The following is a 19,440-nucleotide window of genomic DNA, read 5'->3' as shown; positions in this document are numbered from 1 at the left end:
AAATAAAGATGGCGATTAAAAAGTTCAGACCAATTACTAACGGTCGTCGACACATGTCAGTATCTGATTTCGCTGAGATCACAACTGACAAACCTGAACGCTCCCTTGTCACTCCACTTCACAAAAAAGGTGGACGTAACAACCAGGGTAAGCTGACAGTTCGTCATCAGGGCGGAGGCCACAAGCGTCAGTATCGTATTATCGACTTCAAGCGTGACAAAGATGGAATACCTGGACGCGTTGCTACAGTCGAATATGATCCGAACCGCTCCGCTAACATTGCACTAATCAATTATGTTGATGGTGAAAAACGTTACATCCTAGCTCCAAAAGGTGTGAAGGTTGGAACGGAAATTATTTCTGGTGAAGGTGCAGATATCAAACCAGGTAATGCTCTTCAGTTGAAAGACATTCCAGTTGGTACAATCGTACACAACGTAGAACTTAAGCCAGGACGCGGAGGACAGCTTGTCCGTTCTGCAGGTGCTTCTGCACAAATCCTTGGTCGTGAAGAGAAATACACGCTTGTACGTCTAACTTCTGGTGAAGTTCGTTTGGTACTAAGTTCTTGCCGTGCAACAATCGGTCAAGTTGGTAACCTTGAACACGAACTAATCAGCGTAGGTAAAGCTGGACGTTCTCGTTGGAAAGGTAAGCGCCCAACAGTACGTGGTTCCGTAATGAACCCTAGTGATCACCCACACGGTGGTGGTGAAGGACGCGCACCAATCGGTATGCCATCTCCAGTATCTCCATGGGGTAAACCAACTCTTGGATACAAAACGAGAAAACGCAACAAGCCGTCTGATAAATATATCGTGCGTAGACGCGGTAAAAAATAACGGGATTGTCGGGCGGGCAGTAAAACCCGTCTCTCAATCGCGAAGGGAGGTTTATTCATGGGCCGCAGCCTGAAAAAAGGACCTTTTGTAGATGATCACTTAATGAAAAAAGTCGAGAAGTTGAACGAAGATAATAAACAGCAGGTCGTAAAGACTTGGTCTCGCCGTTCTACGATCTTCCCTAACTTCGTCGGACACACAATCGCCGTTTATGACGGTCGTAAGCACGTACCAGTTTATGTGACTGAAGACATGGTTGGTCACAAACTAGGTGAATTCGCGCCATCCCGTACGTTCAAGGGACACTCTGGCGACGATAAGAAAACAAAACGTTAATATAGAGAGGAGGCACTCTAATGCAAGCTAAAGCAGTTGCTAAAACCGTTCGTATCGCTCCTCGTAAAGCTCGTTTGGTAATTGATTTAATTCGAGGAAAAAATGTTGGTGAAGCTCTAGCTACACTACGTCTAACACAGCGTGGCGCATCTCCAGTAGTTGAGAAACTTCTTAACTCCGCGATTGCTAACGCAGAACACAACTATGAAATGGACCCGGAAAACCTATACGTTTCCGAAGCGTTTGTAAACGAAGGCGTAACTCTTAAACGTTTCCGCCCTCGCGCTATGGGCCGCGCAAGCCAAATCAACAAACGCACAAGCCACATCACAGTGGTCGTATCAGAAAAAAAGGAGGGATAATCAGTGGGTCAAAAAATTAATCCGGTAGGTCTTCGTATCGGCGTTATCCGCGATTGGGAATCCAAGTGGTACGCTGGCAAAGACTATGCAGACTTGTTACATGAAGACATTAAGATTCGTGAATATGTTGAAAATCGTCTTAAAGATGCTGCTCTTTCTACGGTAGAAATCGAACGCGCAGCAAACCGTGTAAACATTACTGTGCACACAGCTAAGCCAGGAATGGTTATCGGTAAAGGCGGTTCCGAAGTAGAAGCACTTCGTAAAGCTCTAAACCAACTTACTGGTAAACGCGTTCACATCAACATCGTTGAAGTGAAAAAGCCAGACCTTGACGCTACTCTTGTAGCTGACAATATCGCACGTCAATTGGAAAACCGCGTATCTTTCCGTCGTGCTCAAAAACAAACAATCCAACGCGCTATGCGTGCAGGAGCTAAAGGTATTCGTACCCAAGTATCTGGTCGTCTAGGTGGCGCGGATATCGCTCGTGCTGAATATTACAGTGAAGGAACAGTACCACTACACACACTTCGTGCAGACATCGATTATGGAACTGCAGAAGCTGACACCACTTACGGTAAGCTTGGTGTTAAAGTGTGGATCTATCGTGGAGAAGTCCTTCCAACTAAAACTGACAAGTAAGGAAGGGGGAAAAGCATTATGTTAATGCCTAAACGTGTTAAATATCGTCGTCAACACCGTACTAGCTTAAAAGGCCGTGCAAAAGGCGGTACTGAAGTAGCATTCGGTGAATATGGTTTGCAAGCAATTGATCCTGCATGGATCACAGCCCGCCAGATCGAGGCAGCGCGTATCGCGATGACTCGTTACATGAAGCGTGGCGGTAAAGTTTGGATTAAAATCTTCCCTGATAAGCCTTATACTGCTAAGCCCCTAGAAGTACGTATGGGTTCCGGTAAAGGTGCTCCAGAAGGTTTCGTAGCTGTCGTGAAGCCAGGGAAAATCATGTTCGAGATCGCAGGTGTATCTGAAGAGGTTGCACGCGAAGCGTTGCGTCTTGCTTCACACAAACTGCCGATCCGTACAAAATTCGTAAAACGTGAAGAAATTGGTGGTGAAATCAATGAAGGCTAATGAGATCCGTGAATTAACCACTGCCGAAATTGAACAAAAAGTTAAGTCTCTTAAAGAAGAACTTTTCAACCTACGCTTCCAATTGGCAACAGGTCAACTTGAGAACACTGCACGTATCCGTGAAGTTCGCAAGTCCATCGCACGTATGAAGACTGTTGCTCGTGAACGTGAGCTAGGCGTAAATAACTAATAGATGAGAGGAGGTCACCCTCACATGACTGAACGTAATAATCGTAAAGTTTATACTGGCCGTGTCGTTTCTGACAAGATGGATAAAACCATCACCGTACTAGTAGAAACTTATAAGTTCCACAAACTTTACGGCAAGCGCGTAAAGTATTCCAAAAAGTTCAAAGCGCATGACGAAAACAACCAAGCGAAAAACGGCGACATCGTAAGCATCATGGAAACTCGTCCATTGTCTGCTTCTAAGCGTTTCCGTCTTCTAGAAGTTGTTGAAGAGTCTGTCATTATCTAAATAAAGTTCGCTCGGAGTTAATCCGAAGGGAGGTTACATGTTATGATTCAACAGGAATCTCGTCTGAAAGTCGCAGATAACTCTGGTGCTCGTGAAATCCAAACCATTAAAGTATTGGGTGGATCCGGCCGCAAAACAGCTAACATTGGTGATATCATCACTGCTACTGTGAAGCAGGCAACACCAGGAGGCGTTGTTAAAAAAGGTGAAGTTGTAAAAGCTGTTATCGTACGTTCTAAGAGTGGAGTGCGCCGTAAAGATGGTTCTTACATCCGTTTTGATGAAAACGCAGCAGTAATCGTGCGTGATGACAAAGGACCACGCGGTACTCGTATCTTTGGACCGGTAGCTCGTGAACTTCGTGATGCTAAATTCATGAAGATTGTATCTCTAGCTCCAGAAGTATTATAAAAGCCTGAATGAAATGCCTTGTTAAGGAGGTGCGCGAAGAATGCACGTAAAAAAAGGTGACAAAGTAATGGTGATTACTGGTAAGGATAAAGGCAAACAAGGTACAATCCTTGAAGCTTATCCGAAGAAAGATCGTGTCCTTGTTGAAGGTGTGAACGAAGTGAAAAAGCACGCGAAGCCTTCTCAGGAAAATCCACAGGGTGGAATCCTAACACAAGAAGCTGCGATCCACGTATCCAACGTAATGCCGATCGACCCTAAAACTGGCGAGCCGACACGTGTTGGTTACAAAGTCGAGGACGGTAAGAAAGTTCGTATCGCGAAAAAATCTGGTGAAGCACTAGATAAATAAGCCATAGAAGAAAGGAGGGCCACACGATGAACGAACTAAAGAAACAATATCAAGAAGAAGTTATCTCATCTTTGATGAACAAATTTGAATATGATTCCATCATGCAAACACCAAAAGTTGAGAAAATCGTTGTCAACATGGGTGTAGGTGACGCTGTTCAAAACGCGAAAGCACTTGACACAGCTGTAGAAGAACTAACATTGATCACTGGACAGAAGCCAGTCATCACAAAAGCGAAGAAATCAATTGCAGGATTCCGCTTACGTGAAGGTATGCCAATCGGTGCGAAAGTTACACTTCGTGGAGAGCGCATGTACCAGTTCCTCCAAAAACTGATTGCCGTATCTCTACCACGTGTGCGTGACTTCCGTGGTATTTCTAAGAAAGCTTTCGACGGTCGTGGAAACTACACGCTTGGTGTTAAAGAGCAATTGATTTTCCCAGAGATCGATTACGATAAAGTAAACAAAGTGCGTGGTATGGATATCGTTATTGTCACTACAGCTGACTCTGACGAAGAAGCACGTGAACTTCTAGCTCAATTCGGCATGCCGTTCCAAAAATAATGAGCTAACTATAAGGAGGGAAAATAGTGGCTAAAAAATCAATGGTCGCGAAGCAACAGCGTAAACAGAAGTACCAAGTGCGCGAATACACGCGTTGTGAACGCTGCGGACGTCCGCACTCCGTACTTCGTAAGTTTAAGCTTTGCCGTATTTGTTTCCGTGAACTTGCATATAAAGGTCAAATCCCTGGTGTCAAAAAAGCCAGCTGGTAAACCCGAAACAGGGAAGGAGGTTAATGAGTTATGACAATGACAGATCCAATTGCAGATATGCTGACACGTATTCGTAACGCTAACATGGTGCGTCACGAGAAGCTTGAGCTTCCAGCTTCCAACGTTAAAAAAGAAATCGCTGATATCCTTAAGCGTGAAGGTTTTGTACGTGACTACGAATTTGTTGAAGACAACAAGCAAGGAGTTCTTCGCATCTTCCTTAAGTACGGCCAAAACAATGAGCGTGTAATTACTGGTGTTAAGCGTATCAGTAAGCCAGGTCTACGTGTTTACGCTAACGCTGAAGAACTTCCGAAAGTTCTTAACGGTCTAGGTGTAGCCGTTGTATCCACTTCAAAAGGTGTATTGACAGATAAAGAAGCTCGCGAACAAGCCATCGGTGGCGAAGTTCTAGCTTACATCTGGTAAAAAAACAGATCAGACAGGAGGTGCAAACATATGTCTCGCGTAGGTTTAAAATCACTTGAAATTCCTGAAGGTGTAGAAATCATCCAGGATAACAACACGATTACAGTTAAAGGTCCTAAAGGGGAATTGACTCGTACATTCCACAAGGACATCACAGTTAAAGTTGAGGACAACGTTCTTACTGTAGCTCGTCCGAGCGACCACAAAGAACACCGTGCTCTTCACGGTACTACACGCAGCCTGATCGGTAACATGGTTGAAGGTGTTTCTAAAGGCTATGAGAAGAGTCTTGAAATCATCGGTGTAGGTTACCGTGCGCAGAAACAGGGTCAAAATGTTGTAATCAACGCTGGTTACTCTCACCCTGTTGAAGTCGATAACCACGAAGGTATCGAAATCGAGGTACCATCCAACACGAAAGTAACAGTTAAAGGAATCGACAAAGAACTTGTTGGTGCTGTAGCTGCGAAAATCCGTGCGATCCGTCCTCCAGAGCCTTATAAAGGCAAAGGAATTCGCTACGAAGGCGAATATGTACGCAGAAAAGAAGGTAAAACAGCTAAGTAAGATTCGTAGCTAACGTATAGAAAGGAGTGACCCTGATGATCACGAAGGCAGATAAAAATGTCGTACGTAAAAAGCGTCATGCACGCGTTCGTAAGAATGTCTTTGGCACCGCTGAACGCCCACGCTTGAACGTATATCGCTCTAACAAACACATTTATGCTCAGCTAATCAACGATGAAAGCCAAGTAACAGTAGCAAGTGCGTCTACTGTCGACAATGACTTCAACCTTGATGCTACAGGCAATGTCGAGGCTGCTCAAAAAGTCGGTGAATTAGTGGCTAAGCGTGCGATCGACAACGGTTTTAAAGTTGTTGTATTCGACCGTGGAGGTTACTTGTATCATGGACGTGTGAAAGCACTAGCTGAAGCCGCTCGCGAAGCCGGCCTAGAATTTTAATAGTTAAAGGAGGGACATAAATGATTACAAACATCGACCCTAACAAACTTGATCTTGAAGAACGCGTAGTTACCATTAACCGTGTAGCTAAGGTAGTTAAAGGTGGACGTCGTTTCCGTTTTGCTGCTTTGGTTGTAGTAGGAGATAAAAATGGTCATGTCGGATTCGGTACAGGGAAAGCCCAAGAGGTACCGGAAGCGATCAAAAAAGCCATTGATGATGCTAAGAAAAATCTAATCACAGTACCAGTGAAGAACACGACAATTCCACACGAAATCAATGGACGTTTTGGTGCAGGTAACATTCTTATGAAACCAGCAGCAGAAGGTACCGGAGTTATCGCTGGTGGACCTGTCCGTGCGGTACTTGAGCTTGCAGGTGTTCAAGACATCCTATCTAAGTCACTTGGTTCTAACACGCCAATCAACATGGTACGTGCTACAATCACTGGACTTAGCGAGCTTAAGCGTGCAGAAGACGTCGCTAAACTTCGTGGTAAATCAGTAGAAGAACTGTAGGATAAGGAGGGAAATAAAATGGCTAAACAGTTAGAAATTACCCTCACGCGCAGTGTTATTGGTAGACCGCAAGATCAGCGCTCTACTGTCAAGGCGCTAGGTCTGAACAAGATCCGTCAAACTGTCGTACTTGAAGATAACCCAGCGATCCGAGGTATGGCTAATAAGGTGTCTCACCTAGTTTCGGTTAAAGAAGTTTAATTCTACAAAAGATATAAGGAGGTGCAACGCATGAAACTGCATGAACTAAAACCTGCTAAAGGTACTCGTAAAGAACGTAACCGCGTAGGTCGTGGTATGGCATCTGGTAACGGTAAAACTTCCGGACGTGGTCACAAAGGTCAAGGCCAGCGTTCAGGAAGCAAAACACGCCCAGGTTTCGAGGGTGGTCAAATGCCACTTTTCCAACGCCTGCCTAAGCGTGGTTTCACTAACGTTCACCGTAAGGAATTTGCGATTATCAACCTTGATGCACTGAATCGCTTCGAAGAAGGCACAGAGGTTACTCCTGAGCTATTGCTTGAGTCTGGTGTGGTAAGCAACCAAAAATCCGGAATCAAAGTACTAGCTAAAGGTTCAATCGAAAAGAAACTTACAGTGAAAGCTCACAAGTTCTCTGCTTCCGCGAAAGAAGCAATTGAAGCAGCGGGCGGTCAAACTGAGGTGATTTAATGTTCCGGACAATCTCCAATTTTATGCGCGTGGGTGATATTCGACGGAAGATTATTTTCACTTTGTTGATGCTCATTGTTTTTCGCCTGGGAACATTCATCCCGGTTCCTTTTACAAATAGAGAAGCCATCAATTTCATGGATGAACAGAATGCGTTCGGTTTCCTGAACACATTCGGAGGCGGGGCATTACAAAACTTCTCCATCTTTGCTATGGGGATCATGCCCTACATTACTGCCTCCATCATCATGCAATTGTTGCAGATGGACGTCGTTCCTAAGTTTGCGGAATGGAAGAAGCAAGGTGAAGTCGGCCGTCGAAAATTAGCTCAGTTTACCCGCTATGGAACGATCGTGCTCGCTTTCATTCAAGCCATCGGCATGTCTATAGGTTTTAATGCACTGGCTGGTGGTCAATTGATCGCTGATCCAGGGGTTACGAAATTCTTAATCATTGCTCTTGTCTTGACAGGCGGTACAGCGTTTCTAATGTGGCTTGGTGAGCAAATCACTGAACACGGCGTTGGAAATGGTATATCCATTCTAATCTTTGCAGGAATTGTTGCTGCAATCCCGACCGGTGTGAACCAGTTGTATGATCAATACATCTCCGGTGCCGGAGAAGAGTTGTTCATTAACTTGGTCATCATCGCTCTGATTGTACTTGTTATTATTGCGGTTGTTGTGGGAGTCATCTTCATCCAACAAGCCCTTCGTAAAATTCCTATTCAATATGCAAAACGTTTGGTTAACCGTTCGCCAGTAGGTGGGCATTCCACTCACTTACCACTAAAAGTGAATGCTGCAGGAGTCATCCCGGTCATCTTTGCGATATCTTTCATTATCGCACCAAGAACCGTTGCTGGTCTCTTTGAGAACAGTGAAGTCGCCTCCGTCATTCAATATATATTTGATTATCAAAACTGGCCTGGAATGATTATCTATGTAGCGTTGATCATTGCCTTCACTTATTTCTATACATTTGTTCAGGTTAATCCGGAACAAATGGCTGAAAACTTGAAGAAGCAAGGCGGGTATATCCCGGGGATTCGTCCTGGAGCAAATACGGAAACGTACTTGACTCGTGTGATGTATCGCTTGACGTTTGTAGGATCCATCTTCCTAGCAGCTGTCTCTATCCTACCGATCATCTTGGGCTCTGCTGCGCAGTTGCCGCCAAGCATCCAAATCGGAGGAACCGGCCTGCTGATCGTTGTAGGGGTTGCCCTTCAAATTATGAAGCAGCTGGAAAGTCAGCTTGTAAAACGCCACTATCAAGGATTCATTAAATAATTAGTGTGAAAGCTAATGAATAAATGAGAGCGAGGGGAACACGTTGAATTTAATTCTGATGGGTCTCCCTGGTGCCGGTAAAGGTACTCAGGCTGAGAAGATAGTCGAAAAATATGACATCCCTCATATCTCAACTGGAGATATGTTCCGATTAGCTATCAAAGAAGGAACAGCACTGGGCAAAGAAGCCAAATCCTATATGGACAAAGGCGAATTGGTTCCCGATGAAGTGACCATCGGAATCGTTCGTGAGCGTCTAAGTAAACCCGATTGTAAAAAAGGATTCCTTTTAGACGGTTTCCCAAGAACAATCGCCCAAGCAGAAGCCCTTGAGAACCTCTTGACTGATATGGAAGAGTCATTGGACTATGTTCTTCATATCGATGTTCCTAAGGAGCAACTCATCGAGCGTCTTACTGGACGACGCATCTGCCCAACGTGCGGTGCTACCTATCACGTGGTCTTCAACCCGCCGAAAGAAGACGGCAAGTGTGATCACGATGGCTCTGAGTTGATTCAGCGCGAAGACGATCAGCCTGACACCGTAAGAAAGCGCCTGGAGGTCAATGTTGAGCAATCGCAACCTCTGCTTGATTTCTACCAAGAGAAAGGGTACTTGGTATCATTCGAAGGTGACAAAGATATCAACGAAGTATTCCAAGACATCGATCAAAAGCTGGGAGCTCTGGCTGAATGATTATTTGTAAGACTTCACGGGAATTAGATATTATGCGAGAAGCAGGGCGGATCGTCGCCTTGACGCACCAAAAGTTGGAACAAAAGATCCAACCAGGTATAACAACCGGGGAATTGGATAAGATTGCAGATGAATTCATACGCAGTATGGATGCAATCCCATCTTTTAAAGGTTATAATGGATTCCGTGGAAGTATCTGTGCATCTGTCAACGAAGAACTCGTTCATGGCATCCCTGGAGACAGGGTGTTGAACGAAGGTGATATCATCAGCATCGATATTGGTGCCAAATATAAAGGTTATCACGGAGATTCGGCCTGGACGTATCCGGTCGGAACCGTCGATGATGAAACCATGGAATTGTTGAGAGTTACTGAGCAATCATTGTTTAAAGGACTTGATGAAGCAAAACCAGGTGTACGCCTTTCAAATATATCCCATGCAATCCAGAGCTTCGTTGAACCTGAAGGGTTTTCAATCGTAAGAGAATATGTGGGACACGGCGTAGGGCAGGAGCTTCATGAGGATCCTCAAATTCCTCATTACGGCCCGCCAAACAAAGGACCACGTCTTAAGCCTGGAATGGTATTGGCTGTAGAACCGATGGTGAACGCAGGCTCTCGCTATGTGAAGACGCTAGGCGACCATTGGACGGTAGTCACTCAAGATGGTAAAAAGTGCGCTCACTTTGAGCACACGATTGCAATTACGGATGAAGGATACGAAATCCTTACAAAATCCTAAATGAAGGTGATCGTTTTTGAACGAATCTGAGTCGAGTCCGCGAATAGGTCAAATTGTTCGTATTGTGCAGGGGCGTGAGGCAGGACAGTACGCGGTAGTAATCGATGTACTGGATGGCCGCTTTGTGCTGCTTGCCGACGGAGAGAAACGTAAGTATGATCGACCAAAGAAAAAGAATTTGCAACATGTTGAGCTTATGGATTTCATCTCTCCGGAAGTCCAGGACAGCCTTCTGGAAACTGGTCGTGTCACAAATGGCAAGCTTCGATTTGCCGTATCAAAATATGTCAATGAAGCAGTGACTGATTTGAAGAAGGGAGATCAACTCGATGGCGAAAGACGATGTAATTGAAGTAGAAGGGACCGTCGTTGAAACCTTACCGAACGCACAGTTCAAGGTTGAACTCGAGAACGGTCACTCCGTTTTAGCTCACGTTTCCGGTAAAATTCGCATGCACTTCATTCGAATCTTACCAGGAGACAAGGTAACGGTAGAACTTTCCCCTTATGACTTAACTAAAGGACGTATTACGTACCGTTATAAATAAAACTCCGATCTTAAAGGAGGTATGGATGATGAAGGTAAGGCCTTCTGTAAAACCAATTTGCGAAAAATGCAAAGTCATCAAACGTAAAGGTAAAGTCATGGTTATCTGTGAAAACCCTAAGCATAAACAAAAACAAGGCTAAAACTGAAGGAGGTGCACGTAACTTATGGCACGTATTGCAGGTGTAGATATTCCTCGTGACAAGCGAGTAGTCGTATCCCTAACTTACGTTTATGGTATCGGTAAATCCCTTGCCAAAGACGTACTAGCTGAAGCTGGCGTTTCTGAAAGCACTCGCGTTCGCGACCTTACAGAAGACGAACTAGGTAAAATCCGTAAAGCAGTGGAACAACACAACACGGAAGGTGACCTTCGTCGTGAGAACTCTCTTAACATCAAACGTTTGATCGAGATCGGTTCTTATCGCGGAATCCGTCACCGTCGTGGACTTCCACTTCGCGGACAGAAAACGAAAAACAACTCTCGTACACGTAAAGGACCACGTCGTACCGTGGCTAACAAACGTAAATAATAAGCATCACAAAGGAGGTAAGCTAACTATATGGCACGTAAAGGAAACACTCGTAGTCGTAAGCGTCGCGTGAAAAAGAATATAGAGACCGGTGTGGCACACATCCGCTCTACTTTCAACAACACAATCGTAACGATCACTGATGTTCAAGGTAACGTTATCGCATGGAGCAGTGCCGGATCCCTTGGTTTCAAAGGTTCCCGTAAATCTACTCCATTTGCTGCTCAAATGGCTTCTGAAGCTGCAGCGAAAGACGCTATGGACAACGGTATGAAAACTCTTGAAGTAACAGTTAAAGGCCCTGGTGCTGGTCGTGAAGCAGCAATCCGCTCTCTACAAGCAGCAGGTCTTGAAATTACGGCAATCCGTGACGTAACTCCAGTACCACACAATGGTTGCCGCCCACCAAAACGTCGTCGCGTATAATAGTTCTGAATAGAATTTGTCACCCTGTCTATAATGGGTTATGATAGCTTTTATATCATCACCGTCGTAGACAGAGAAAATATGCAGTTGTCTTTTTATCGGGACTGCCTACCTGAGGAATTTCGGTTAGACCTATTGTCTAACCGGGGTTTCGACGTTTTGAAGGAGGGTTTAGTGTAAATGATCGAAATTGAAAAGCCAAAGATTGAAACGGTCGAGATCAGCGATGAGTCTACTTTTGGTAAGTTCGTCGTAGAACCGCTTGAGCGTGGGTATGGTACAACTCTAGGGAACTCCTTGCGTCGTATCCTATTATCCTCACTTCCCGGCTCTGCTGTCACATCAGTTCAAATTGACGGGGTCCTTCATGAGTTCTCAACTATTGAAGGTGTCGTCGAAGACGTAACCACAGTCATTCTTAATCTAAAGAAACTAGCTTTGAAGGTTTATTCCGACGAAGAAAAGACTTTGGAGATTGATGTACAGGGTGAAGGAAAAGTTACAGCGGCTGACATTACGCACGACAGTGATGTAGAAGTTCTTAATCCAGATCTTCACATCGCAACATTAGATAGCAACTCCAGCTTCCGTGCACGTATTACAGCAGAACGCGGCCGAGGATATCGTCCGGCTGAAGGAAATAACCATGAGGATCAACCAATTGGCGTTATTCCAGTTGACTCTATTTTTACACCGGTATCCCGTGTAACGTATCAAGTAGAGAACACTAGAATCGGTCAAACATCTAACTTTGACAAGTTGACGTTGGATGTATGGACGGATGGCAGCATTCGTCCGGAAGAAGCGATCTCTCTTGGAGCTAAAATCTATATGGAACACCTCAATATCTTTGTAGGCCTTACTGATGAAGCTCAAAAAGCTGAAATCATGGTTGAAAAAGAAGAGGACCAAAAAGAAAAAGTTCTAGAAATGACGATCGAAGAACTTGATCTATCTGTCCGTTCCTACAACTGCTTGAAACGCGCTGGCATCAACACAGTGCAGGAACTTGCGAATAAGTCTGAGGAAGACATGATGAAGGTACGTAACCTTGGTCGCAAGTCACTTGAAGAAGTGAAGCACAAGTTGGACGAACTGGGATTAGGTCTAAGAAAAGACGATTGATTGATAGAACACATCTAAGAGATTCAGATAAGGGAGGGATTATCAATGGCTAGAAAACTAGGACGTACAACAGATCAGCGTATGGCGCTACTTCGTAACTTAGCGACAGACTTGATCATTCACGAACGTTTGGAAACAACAGAAGCTAAAGCGAAAGAGCTTAAATCTGTTGTAGAAAAAATGATTACACTAGGGAAACGCGGCGATCTACATGCCCGTCGTCAAGCTGAATCATTCCTTTACAATGCGCAAGCCGACGAAGATGGGGAGCAAACAGCTTTGCAAAAGCTATTCTCTGACATCGGTCCACGCTATGAAGACCGTCAAGGTGGTTACACTCGCGTGCTTAAGCTAGGCGAGCGTAAAGGTGATGGAGCTAAAATGGCGATCATTGAACTAGTTTAATGAATACCATGAGGGTTAAAGGGCAGGACTGAATCTCATCGTGAGGTTACATCCAGCCCTTTTTTTATACCCAAATACAAGGGAATATCGTGTGGATGGCGTCGATTTTTAGATGACCCATCCTTTGGTTGATAGGAAATGATGTCATATTTCCTGGGAAATAGTCAGTTGAGCAGAGGAGGAACACAGATGGGAGAGAGACAAGTCGAGTTTCGTCATGTGTCTTTTAAATACCAGGAAGACATGCCCTGGGTATTAAAGGACGTGAGCTTTACCATAGGTCCGGACGAGTGGGTAGCCATCATCGGTCACAATGGTTCAGGCAAATCGACGATTGCAAAATTAATGAATGGACTCTTGTTTCCTCAGGAAGGGGAAATTATCGTCGATGGAATGAAAGTGACACCTGAGACGGTGTGGGAAATCAGAAAACAAGTTGGGATGGTTTTTCAAAATCCTGATAACCAGTTTGTAGGGACCACGGTCAGAGATGACGTTGCGTTCGGAATGGAAAACCACGGCATGCCCCGGGAACTTATGGTTGAGCGCATCAAAGAAAGCCTGGACTCTGTCCGCATGGAAGCATACGAGAGGCATGAACCCCACCGATTATCCGGAGGTCAAAAACAGCGGGTTGCTATCGCCAGCGTCCTAGCTGTATCACCTGAATTCATTATTCTTGATGAAGCAACCGCCATGCTTGATCCAAAAGGTAGAAAAGAAATCATGCAGACTGTAAGCGACGTCCAGCGTGAAAGGGATCTATCATTAGTGACCATCACCCATGACCTTCAAGAAGTGACGATGGCTTCAAGAGTGATTGTCATGAATGGTGGAGAAGTTTGGATGGAAGGAACACCTAGAGATGTATTCTCTAGAAAAGAACAGTTGACTGAAATTGGCTTGGATACTCCGTTTGTAAGTAAAATGGCTGATCACCTTAAAGAAGAAGGTTTAAGCCTATCTCGTGAGCCACTCAATCACCAGGAGTTGTTGGAGGACTTATGCACATCTCGTTTGACCACGTAAGCTATACTTATCAACCGAACAGTCCATTCGAACACAAAGCACTGAATGATCTGAGGTTTTCGATCGAATCTGGATCTTTTGTAGCTGTCATCGGCCACACAGGATCAGGGAAGTCGACATTGATCCAGCACTTAAACGGCCTGTTGCAGCCAACCGAAGGGAAAATACACCTGGGTGATCATACCATTAAAGCTGGAGTGAAAAACAAGCGCTTAAGAGACCTGCGTGAAAAAGTTGGCGTTGTTTTTCAATATCCTGAGCATCAATTGTTTGAAGAAACCGTGGCCAAAGACATTGCCTTCGGTCCGCAGAATTTCGGTGTGCCCCAAGAAGAAATTGAGCGACGCACGAAAGCTGCGATTAAAGCGACACAGCTTCCTGAAGATTTGCTCGACCGATCGCCATTCGACTTGAGTGGTGGCCAGATGCGTCGTGTAGCTATATCGGGGGTGCTGGCGATGGATCCTAAGGTTCTTGTTTTAGATGAACCGACCGCAGGGCTTGATCCCAGCGGCCAGAGAGAAGTGATGGACATGTTTCATGACCTTCATCATGAAAAGGGACTGACGACCATCCTGGTCACTCATAGTATGGAGGATGCTCTTGCCTATGCTGATTATATTTTAATTATGAATCAGGGGGAACTTTACAAGGAAGGGACACCACTGGAGATTTTCCGCCAGAAAGAAGACCTTGAGAAAGTCCAGCTGGATGTACCAGAAGTTATCGCCTTTTTGAGTAAAGCGGAGAAAGAGTATGGGATTGAACTTGAATATAAAGGACAGACCATAGCTGAGTTAGCAAAAGAATTAGCCCGCAAAGTGAGAGGGGTCAGCGATCATGAGTAGTTCTTTGATTATCGGCCAATATATACCGACAGATTCCGTGATCCACCGCCTTGACCCCCGTTCAAAAATCGCTATCATTTTCTTTTATGTTGTGATCGTATTTTTTGCTAACTCTGTTATGAGCTACGGGGTACTTGCACTCTTTGCTGTAGGAAGTGCCTTGCTTTCCCGGGTGCCATTCCGCTACATTATGAAAGGTTTGAAACCGGTATGGTTCCTCATTGTGTTTACGTTCCTTCTCCATTTGATTGTCACGAGGGAAGGGGACGTCGTGTTTTCTATATTGGGCTGGGATGTCTACAGAGAAGGTCTTGTTCAGGGGGGAGCCATTTCATTGCGGTTCTTCCTCCTCATTCTTGTGACCTCGCTCCTTACGTTAACAACAACTCCGATTGAAATTACAGATGCGATCGAGGAGTTGTTAGGTCCCTTGAAAAAAGTGAAATTCCCTGTCCATGAACTGGCGTTGATGATGTCGATCTCTCTCCGCTTCATCCCCACATTGATGCAGGAGACAGAGAAAATTTCAAAAGCCCAGGCCTCCCGAGGCGTGGATTTCCGTACAGGCGCGTTAAAGGACCGTGTGAAGGCGATTGTCCCACTCTTAGTCCCATTGTTCGTAAGTGCATTCAAACGCGCAGAGGAGCTTGCTATGGCTATGGAAGCACGTGGTTATCAAGGAGGGGAAGGTCGTACGAAGCTCAGGGAACTGAGGATATCCAAGCTTGATATTTCTTTGTATGTCCTGTTCGCTCTATTAGTCATCGCCCTATTCATGACGAGAAGCTGACGGGAGGAACTTTTTATGAAAAGAATTCGTATGGTCATCCGTTATGATGGGACGAATTACGCCGGCTATCAGGTTCAGCCTAATGGGAATACCATTCAGGCAGAGCTTGAAAAAGCGTTAAGGAAAATGCATAAAGGAGATCAGGTGAAAGTGGTCGCTTCTGGACGTACGGATGCACGTGTCCACGCGGTCGGTCAGGTGATTCACTTTGATACTCCCCTTCATATTCCTATGGCAAATTGGAAGAGAGCATTGGGCTCGCTTCTCCCGGATGATGTTCAAGTCGTTTCTGCTGAGCAAGCATCTGAAGAATTCCATGCAAGATATGATGCGAAGGGAAAAGAGTACCGCTATTATGTCCATCAAGCTCATGAGCCGGATCTCTTCCGCCGTCATTATACTCACCATGTCCGCGCAGAACTCGATATCAACAGGATGAGAGAAGCATGCAGACACCTAGAGGGAGAGCATGATTTCACCTCTTTTTGTTCACCAAAGACGGACATCAAAGGCACCAAGGTTCGGACGATTTATAAAGCAGAGGTAACAAAAGAGGGGAATGACATGGTATTTGTCTTCCGAGGCTCAGGATTCCTTTATAATATGGTTCGGATTCTTGTCGGAACTCTGTTAGAGATTGGAAGGAACGAACGTGACCCTGAAGATGTAAAGCGGATCATTGAAGCGAAAAACCGTAATGAAGCAGGGAAGACGGCACCCCCGCAAGGGTTGTTTTTATGGGAAGTGTTTTATTAGATGGGGTGGTCCCTTGAAAATGAGGCACTCTTTTAAAAAAACAACGAATCCAGGTGTGCATGCCCTTGACATATAGTTACAAGGTGTTATATTATATTCTATGGCATTTTATTTCTGTACCACGGTTAGCCCCGGAAAACTAATCGTATTTGAGATAAATGATAAAGTAGTAACGAAGTCTATGAGAAATCAAACATTTCAGGAGGGAAACCGATATGCGCACAACTTTCATGGCAAATGAAAACAACGTTGAACGTAAATGGTATGTTGTGGATGCTGCAGGGCAAACACTCGGCCGTTTAGCGAGCGAAGTTGCTGCGATCCTTCGCGGTAAAAATAAACCAACATACACACCACACGTTGACACAGGTGACCACGTCATCATCATCAATGCAGGTGAGATCCAACTTACAGGTAACAAAATCAACGATAAGATCTATTATCGTCACTCTAACCACGTAGGTGGTTTGAAATCCCGTACGGCTAACGAAATGCGTACGAAATACCCTGAGCAAATGCTAGAGCTTGCTGTTAAAGGGATGCTTCCAAAAGGAAGTCTTGGACGTAAGATGGGCAAGAAACTTCATGTTTACGCTGGTGCGGACCACAAGCATGAAGCACAAAAACCAGAAGTTTACGAACTTCGCGGATAATCAAAGGAGGTAATCTTAGTGGCACAAGTACAATACTCAGGTACTGGTCGTCGTAAGAGCTCAACAGCTCGTGTACGTCTTGTTCCAGGAACTGGTCGTGTAGTAGTAAACAAACGTGATGCTGAAGACTTTTTCCCATATGAAACGCTTCGTATGATTCTGAAACAGCCTCTAGCTGTTACAGAAACTGAAGGTAACTATGATGTATATGTAAACGTAGATGGCGGTGGATTCACAGGACAAGCAGGTGCAATCCGTCACGGAATCGCTCGTGCATTGTTACAAGCGGATCCTGAATACCGTACACCATTGAAGCGCGCTGGTCTATTGACTCGTGACGCACGTATGAAAGAGCGTAAGAAATACGGTCTTAAAGGTGCACGTCGCGCTCCACAATTCTCCAAGCGTTAATCGATGCTTATACCAAAGACTCTCAACCGACTCGGTTGGGAGTCTTTTTTTTGCTTTTAACTTATGGTAGTGACTTTGGGTGCTGACAAGTGAGCCGGGTATTGAAATTCGCGAATGGGTGCGGACATGCTTAAAAGCATATGAATACCTGTAGAATTCCCATTCCGATATACTGAGGGAAAAGATATCCGTATGGAGGGGTACACATGCTTTTTCATGAAAAAGAAAACACTCATGTCACACAGGTCACTTTGAGGGTTATGAATTTGAAGCGATCCATAGAGTTTTATACAAACATCATCGGTTTTCAAATATGGAAGCAGTCCGATGGTGCTGTTTATTTAAGTGCTGGGGAAGAAAAGCCGCTTCTTGTCCTTGAGGAGGATAAGGATGTTAGACCACCAAATAGAAAAGCCACGGGTCTGTATCATTTTGCGCTCCTTTTGCCGGATAAGGCGGATCTTGCTGATTTGGTCAAACACTTGATCAGGAACAACATCCAGGTGGCATCGGCAGATCATCTCGTTAGTGAAGCCATCTACTTTTCTGATCCTGATGGAAATGGTGTGGAAGTGTATATCGACCGTCCCTCATCATTATGGAAATGGTCCGGTAGTGAGGTGAAGATGGCTGTTGACCCATTGGACTTTGAGGAGTTGTTCCGTTTCGTAACCAACGCCGGGTGGATGGGGATGCCGGATCGGACAGTCATGGGACATATTCACCTTCATGTTTCTGATCTTGAAAAAGCGAAGCAATTTTATTGTGAAGGTTTAGGATTCGATGTAGTGAGCCGGCTTGGTGATGAAGCCTTGTTTATTTCTTCTGCAAAATACCATCACCATATCGGGCTCAACACATGGAAGGGTGCCGGTGCCCCGCCTCCAGAAGATCATGCAGCAGGATTGAAATGGTTTGATATTCATTTTCCTCAGGATCACTCTGGGAAAGAGGCGGTCCATAGAATCCGGCAAATGGGAGCTTCTGTCGATGAGAAAGAAGGAGTCATCTACACCATGGACCCATCAAATCATTGGATTCGGTTGCATGTGTGAATTTGATATATAACGATTTACAGGATTCCTAACAGTTAAAAAGCTTTCTCATGCTTTCACATATTTGTCCCCCCTGTCCCATATAGTGAAAAAGGGAGGAGTATAAGGGAGTGTGAGGCATGCGAAAACCTAGAGGGAAAACATTTTTATGGTTAGCAGGGATCATTGTAATGGTGTGCGCTGTGTCCTATCCGATTCAGGAAGCAAAGGATGCGTGGACAGTATGGTCGTCTCCGTTGTCCGGGAAAGTGATTGTACTGGATCCAGGACATGGGGGACCTGATGCTGGTGCTTCTGGTAAAGATGGTACGGAAGAGAAAGTCATTACTTTGCAAATGGCTGAATACCTTCGTGATTATTTGCAGCAAGCGGGTGCGCTCGTTTACCTCACCCGGGATGATGACAATGATCTTGCATCAGATGAAGCGGAAAAAGCGCGGCGCAGGCAGGCGGAAGACGTCCGAAACAGGGTTCAGTACATTGAAGAAAAAGAAGCGGATTTATACATCAGTTTACATTTGAATGCCATTCCATCTGAAAAATGGAGCGGGGCCCAGACCTTTTATTATCCAAAAAATGAGGAAAGCAAAACCTTGGCCAAATTCATTCAATCCGAAATCAAGGAGAATATAGGGAATACGGATCGTGGAGCTTTTGGTTTGTCCAGTATTTATATTTTAAAACACGCGAAAGCCCCAGGGGTTTTAGTGGAAGCGGGATTTTTATCAAACCCAGGGGAGCGGGAATTGTTAAAGGATAATGATTACCAAAGAAAAATGTCAGCGTCTATCTATCAAGGAGTGCTCCGGTATGTGACAGAAAGAGAGCTCCCTTCTGAAGACTGATTGAAGCAAATCACTTAGAAAGCGTTTCATATATGTTATACTAG

General features: G+C 44.9%; 35 protein-coding genes. All 35 read left to right on the top strand.

What is annotated here, in order from left to right; all coding sequences use genetic code 11:
* The first annotated feature begins 8 nt into the window (after positions 1–8).
* The 35 genes from rplB to cwlD all read left to right on the top strand — a co-directional run bounded on the left by rplB (position 9) and on the right by cwlD (position 19,396).
* Positions 9–842 carry a 50S ribosomal protein L2 gene (rplB, locus tag ACQ4XT_RS04705; RefSeq protein ID WP_146818467.1) on the top strand — a complete coding sequence of 278 codons (834 nt, stop codon included), beginning with the start codon at positions 9–11 and terminating at the stop codon, positions 840–842.
* A gap of 57 nt (positions 843–899) precedes the next feature.
* Positions 900–1,178, top strand: coding sequence for a 30S ribosomal protein S19 (gene rpsS / locus ACQ4XT_RS04700; RefSeq protein WP_035511685.1), 279 nt, complete (start codon positions 900–902; stop codon positions 1,176–1,178).
* Between the two features lie 20 nt (positions 1,179–1,198).
* Complete coding sequence (gene rplV, locus ACQ4XT_RS04695; protein ID WP_035511684.1) at positions 1,199–1,540, top strand: 50S ribosomal protein L22; 342 nt, start codon at positions 1,199–1,201, stop codon at positions 1,538–1,540.
* Positions 1,541–1,543: 3 nt separating this feature from the next.
* The gene (gene rpsC / locus ACQ4XT_RS04690) at positions 1,544–2,185 is read left to right on the top strand and encodes a 30S ribosomal protein S3 (protein ID WP_035511682.1); all 642 of its coding nucleotides are present in this window, start codon (positions 1,544–1,546) and stop codon (positions 2,183–2,185) included.
* An 18-nt stretch (positions 2,186–2,203) separates the two neighbouring features.
* Positions 2,204–2,638, top strand: coding sequence for a 50S ribosomal protein L16 (gene rplP / locus ACQ4XT_RS04685; protein ID WP_027953416.1), 435 nt, complete (start codon positions 2,204–2,206; stop codon positions 2,636–2,638).
* Positions 2,628–2,828: a 50S ribosomal protein L29 gene (gene rpmC, locus ACQ4XT_RS04680; RefSeq protein WP_008636054.1), complete on the top strand. Its 201-nt coding sequence runs from the start codon at positions 2,628–2,630 to the stop codon at positions 2,826–2,828. Before rplP ends, rpmC begins: the two co-directional genes overlap by 11 nt.
* Positions 2,829–2,852: 24 nt before the next feature.
* Positions 2,853–3,116 (top strand): 30S ribosomal protein S17, encoded by a 264-nt coding sequence (rpsQ, locus tag ACQ4XT_RS04675; protein WP_035511679.1) that lies wholly within the window; start codon positions 2,853–2,855, stop codon positions 3,114–3,116.
* 42 nt (positions 3,117–3,158) lie between these two features.
* On the top strand, positions 3,159–3,527 hold the full coding sequence (gene rplN / locus ACQ4XT_RS04670; protein ID WP_035511677.1) for a 50S ribosomal protein L14: 369 nt from the start codon (positions 3,159–3,161) through the stop codon (positions 3,525–3,527).
* A 40-nt stretch (positions 3,528–3,567) separates the two neighbouring features.
* Positions 3,568–3,879 (top strand): 50S ribosomal protein L24, encoded by a 312-nt coding sequence (gene rplX, locus ACQ4XT_RS04665; protein WP_035511676.1) that lies wholly within the window; start codon positions 3,568–3,570, stop codon positions 3,877–3,879.
* Positions 3,880–3,905: 26 nt separating this feature from the next.
* Positions 3,906–4,445: a 50S ribosomal protein L5 gene (gene rplE / locus ACQ4XT_RS04660; protein ID WP_446852687.1), complete on the top strand. Its 540-nt coding sequence runs from the start codon at positions 3,906–3,908 to the stop codon at positions 4,443–4,445.
* A gap of 26 nt (positions 4,446–4,471) precedes the next feature.
* Positions 4,472–4,657 carry a type Z 30S ribosomal protein S14 gene (locus ACQ4XT_RS04655; RefSeq protein ID WP_035511674.1) on the top strand — a complete coding sequence of 62 codons (186 nt, stop codon included), beginning with the start codon at positions 4,472–4,474 and terminating at the stop codon, positions 4,655–4,657.
* A 30-nt stretch (positions 4,658–4,687) separates the two neighbouring features.
* A complete protein-coding gene (gene rpsH / locus ACQ4XT_RS04650; protein ID WP_089654429.1) occupies positions 4,688–5,086 on the top strand; it encodes a 30S ribosomal protein S8 in 399 nt (132 codons plus the stop codon).
* A gap of 30 nt (positions 5,087–5,116) precedes the next feature.
* Positions 5,117–5,653 carry a 50S ribosomal protein L6 gene (rplF, locus tag ACQ4XT_RS04645; RefSeq protein WP_089654428.1) on the top strand — a complete coding sequence of 179 codons (537 nt, stop codon included), beginning with the start codon at positions 5,117–5,119 and terminating at the stop codon, positions 5,651–5,653.
* Positions 5,654–5,688: 35 nt separating this feature from the next.
* Positions 5,689–6,051 (top strand): 50S ribosomal protein L18, encoded by a 363-nt coding sequence (gene rplR, locus ACQ4XT_RS04640; protein ID WP_115895005.1) that lies wholly within the window; start codon positions 5,689–5,691, stop codon positions 6,049–6,051.
* Positions 6,052–6,074: 23 nt separating this feature from the next.
* Complete coding sequence (gene rpsE / locus ACQ4XT_RS04635; RefSeq protein WP_326315280.1) at positions 6,075–6,569, top strand: 30S ribosomal protein S5; 495 nt, start codon at positions 6,075–6,077, stop codon at positions 6,567–6,569.
* A gap of 18 nt (positions 6,570–6,587) precedes the next feature.
* Positions 6,588–6,770 carry a 50S ribosomal protein L30 gene (gene rpmD, locus ACQ4XT_RS04630; protein ID WP_089654426.1) on the top strand — a complete coding sequence of 61 codons (183 nt, stop codon included), beginning with the start codon at positions 6,588–6,590 and terminating at the stop codon, positions 6,768–6,770.
* Between the two features lie 30 nt (positions 6,771–6,800).
* Complete coding sequence (gene rplO / locus ACQ4XT_RS04625) at positions 6,801–7,241, top strand: 50S ribosomal protein L15 (RefSeq protein ID WP_206948245.1); 441 nt, start codon at positions 6,801–6,803, stop codon at positions 7,239–7,241.
* Positions 7,241–8,533 (top strand): preprotein translocase subunit SecY, encoded by a 1,293-nt coding sequence (secY, locus tag ACQ4XT_RS04620; RefSeq protein ID WP_115895003.1) that lies wholly within the window; start codon positions 7,241–7,243, stop codon positions 8,531–8,533. The genes rplO and secY overlap by 1 nt, the downstream gene beginning before the upstream one ends.
* A gap of 43 nt (positions 8,534–8,576) precedes the next feature.
* Complete coding sequence (locus tag ACQ4XT_RS04615) at positions 8,577–9,230, top strand: adenylate kinase (RefSeq protein WP_226594762.1); 654 nt, start codon at positions 8,577–8,579, stop codon at positions 9,228–9,230.
* Positions 9,227–9,973 (top strand): type I methionyl aminopeptidase, encoded by a 747-nt coding sequence (gene map, locus ACQ4XT_RS04610; protein ID WP_220586236.1) that lies wholly within the window; start codon positions 9,227–9,229, stop codon positions 9,971–9,973. Before ACQ4XT_RS04615 ends, map begins: the two co-directional genes overlap by 4 nt.
* Before the next feature lie 16 nt (positions 9,974–9,989).
* Positions 9,990–10,325 (top strand): KOW domain-containing RNA-binding protein, encoded by a 336-nt coding sequence (locus ACQ4XT_RS04605; RefSeq protein ID WP_035511657.1) that lies wholly within the window; start codon positions 9,990–9,992, stop codon positions 10,323–10,325.
* Positions 10,303–10,521 (top strand): translation initiation factor IF-1, encoded by a 219-nt coding sequence (infA, locus tag ACQ4XT_RS04600; RefSeq protein WP_008636026.1) that lies wholly within the window; start codon positions 10,303–10,305, stop codon positions 10,519–10,521. The genes ACQ4XT_RS04605 and infA overlap by 23 nt, the downstream gene beginning before the upstream one ends.
* Positions 10,522–10,549: 28 nt before the next feature.
* Positions 10,550–10,663 (top strand): 50S ribosomal protein L36, encoded by a 114-nt coding sequence (rpmJ, locus tag ACQ4XT_RS04595; protein ID WP_002509257.1) that lies wholly within the window; start codon positions 10,550–10,552, stop codon positions 10,661–10,663.
* A 24-nt stretch (positions 10,664–10,687) separates the two neighbouring features.
* Entirely contained in the window at positions 10,688–11,053 is a 366-nt protein-coding gene (gene rpsM / locus ACQ4XT_RS04590; RefSeq protein ID WP_146818457.1) for a 30S ribosomal protein S13, read from the top strand.
* A 30-nt stretch (positions 11,054–11,083) separates the two neighbouring features.
* Positions 11,084–11,479, top strand: coding sequence for a 30S ribosomal protein S11 (rpsK, locus tag ACQ4XT_RS04585; RefSeq protein WP_146818455.1), 396 nt, complete (start codon positions 11,084–11,086; stop codon positions 11,477–11,479).
* Positions 11,480–11,659: 180 nt separating this feature from the next.
* On the top strand, positions 11,660–12,604 hold the full coding sequence (locus tag ACQ4XT_RS04580; RefSeq protein ID WP_089654419.1) for a DNA-directed RNA polymerase subunit alpha: 945 nt from the start codon (positions 11,660–11,662) through the stop codon (positions 12,602–12,604).
* 45 nt (positions 12,605–12,649) lie between these two features.
* Entirely contained in the window at positions 12,650–13,009 is a 360-nt protein-coding gene (rplQ, locus tag ACQ4XT_RS04575) for a 50S ribosomal protein L17 (protein WP_160916742.1), read from the top strand.
* A 189-nt stretch (positions 13,010–13,198) separates the two neighbouring features.
* Complete coding sequence (locus ACQ4XT_RS04570) at positions 13,199–14,038, top strand: energy-coupling factor ABC transporter ATP-binding protein (protein ID WP_446852686.1); 840 nt, start codon at positions 13,199–13,201, stop codon at positions 14,036–14,038.
* The gene (locus tag ACQ4XT_RS04565) at positions 14,014–14,886 is read left to right on the top strand and encodes an energy-coupling factor ABC transporter ATP-binding protein (RefSeq protein WP_446852685.1); all 873 of its coding nucleotides are present in this window, start codon (positions 14,014–14,016) and stop codon (positions 14,884–14,886) included. The genes ACQ4XT_RS04570 and ACQ4XT_RS04565 overlap by 25 nt, the downstream gene beginning before the upstream one ends.
* Entirely contained in the window at positions 14,879–15,676 is a 798-nt protein-coding gene (locus tag ACQ4XT_RS04560; protein WP_226594769.1) for an energy-coupling factor transporter transmembrane component T family protein, read from the top strand. The genes ACQ4XT_RS04565 and ACQ4XT_RS04560 overlap by 8 nt, the downstream gene beginning before the upstream one ends.
* 15 nt (positions 15,677–15,691) lie before the next feature.
* Positions 15,692–16,432, top strand: coding sequence for a tRNA pseudouridine(38-40) synthase TruA (gene truA, locus ACQ4XT_RS04555; RefSeq protein ID WP_446852684.1), 741 nt, complete (start codon positions 15,692–15,694; stop codon positions 16,430–16,432).
* Positions 16,433–16,647: 215 nt separating this feature from the next.
* A complete protein-coding gene (gene rplM / locus ACQ4XT_RS04550) occupies positions 16,648–17,085 on the top strand; it encodes a 50S ribosomal protein L13 (protein WP_146818442.1) in 438 nt (145 codons plus the stop codon).
* Positions 17,086–17,103: 18 nt separating this feature from the next.
* Positions 17,104–17,496 (top strand): 30S ribosomal protein S9, encoded by a 393-nt coding sequence (gene rpsI, locus ACQ4XT_RS04545; protein ID WP_075038155.1) that lies wholly within the window; start codon positions 17,104–17,106, stop codon positions 17,494–17,496.
* A 206-nt stretch (positions 17,497–17,702) separates the two neighbouring features.
* On the top strand, positions 17,703–18,551 hold the full coding sequence (locus ACQ4XT_RS04540; protein ID WP_446852683.1) for a VOC family protein: 849 nt from the start codon (positions 17,703–17,705) through the stop codon (positions 18,549–18,551).
* 119 nt (positions 18,552–18,670) lie between these two features.
* A complete protein-coding gene (gene cwlD / locus ACQ4XT_RS04535; protein WP_446852682.1) occupies positions 18,671–19,396 on the top strand; it encodes an N-acetylmuramoyl-L-alanine amidase CwlD in 726 nt (241 codons plus the stop codon).
* The last annotated feature ends 44 nt before the right edge of the window (positions 19,397–19,440 follow it).

It is taken from the genome of Halobacillus sp. 12SKB (assembly GCF_052941655.1).
The sequence above is the reverse complement of the archived record's forward strand: the minus strand, read 5'-3'. Positions and strand labels throughout refer to the sequence as shown.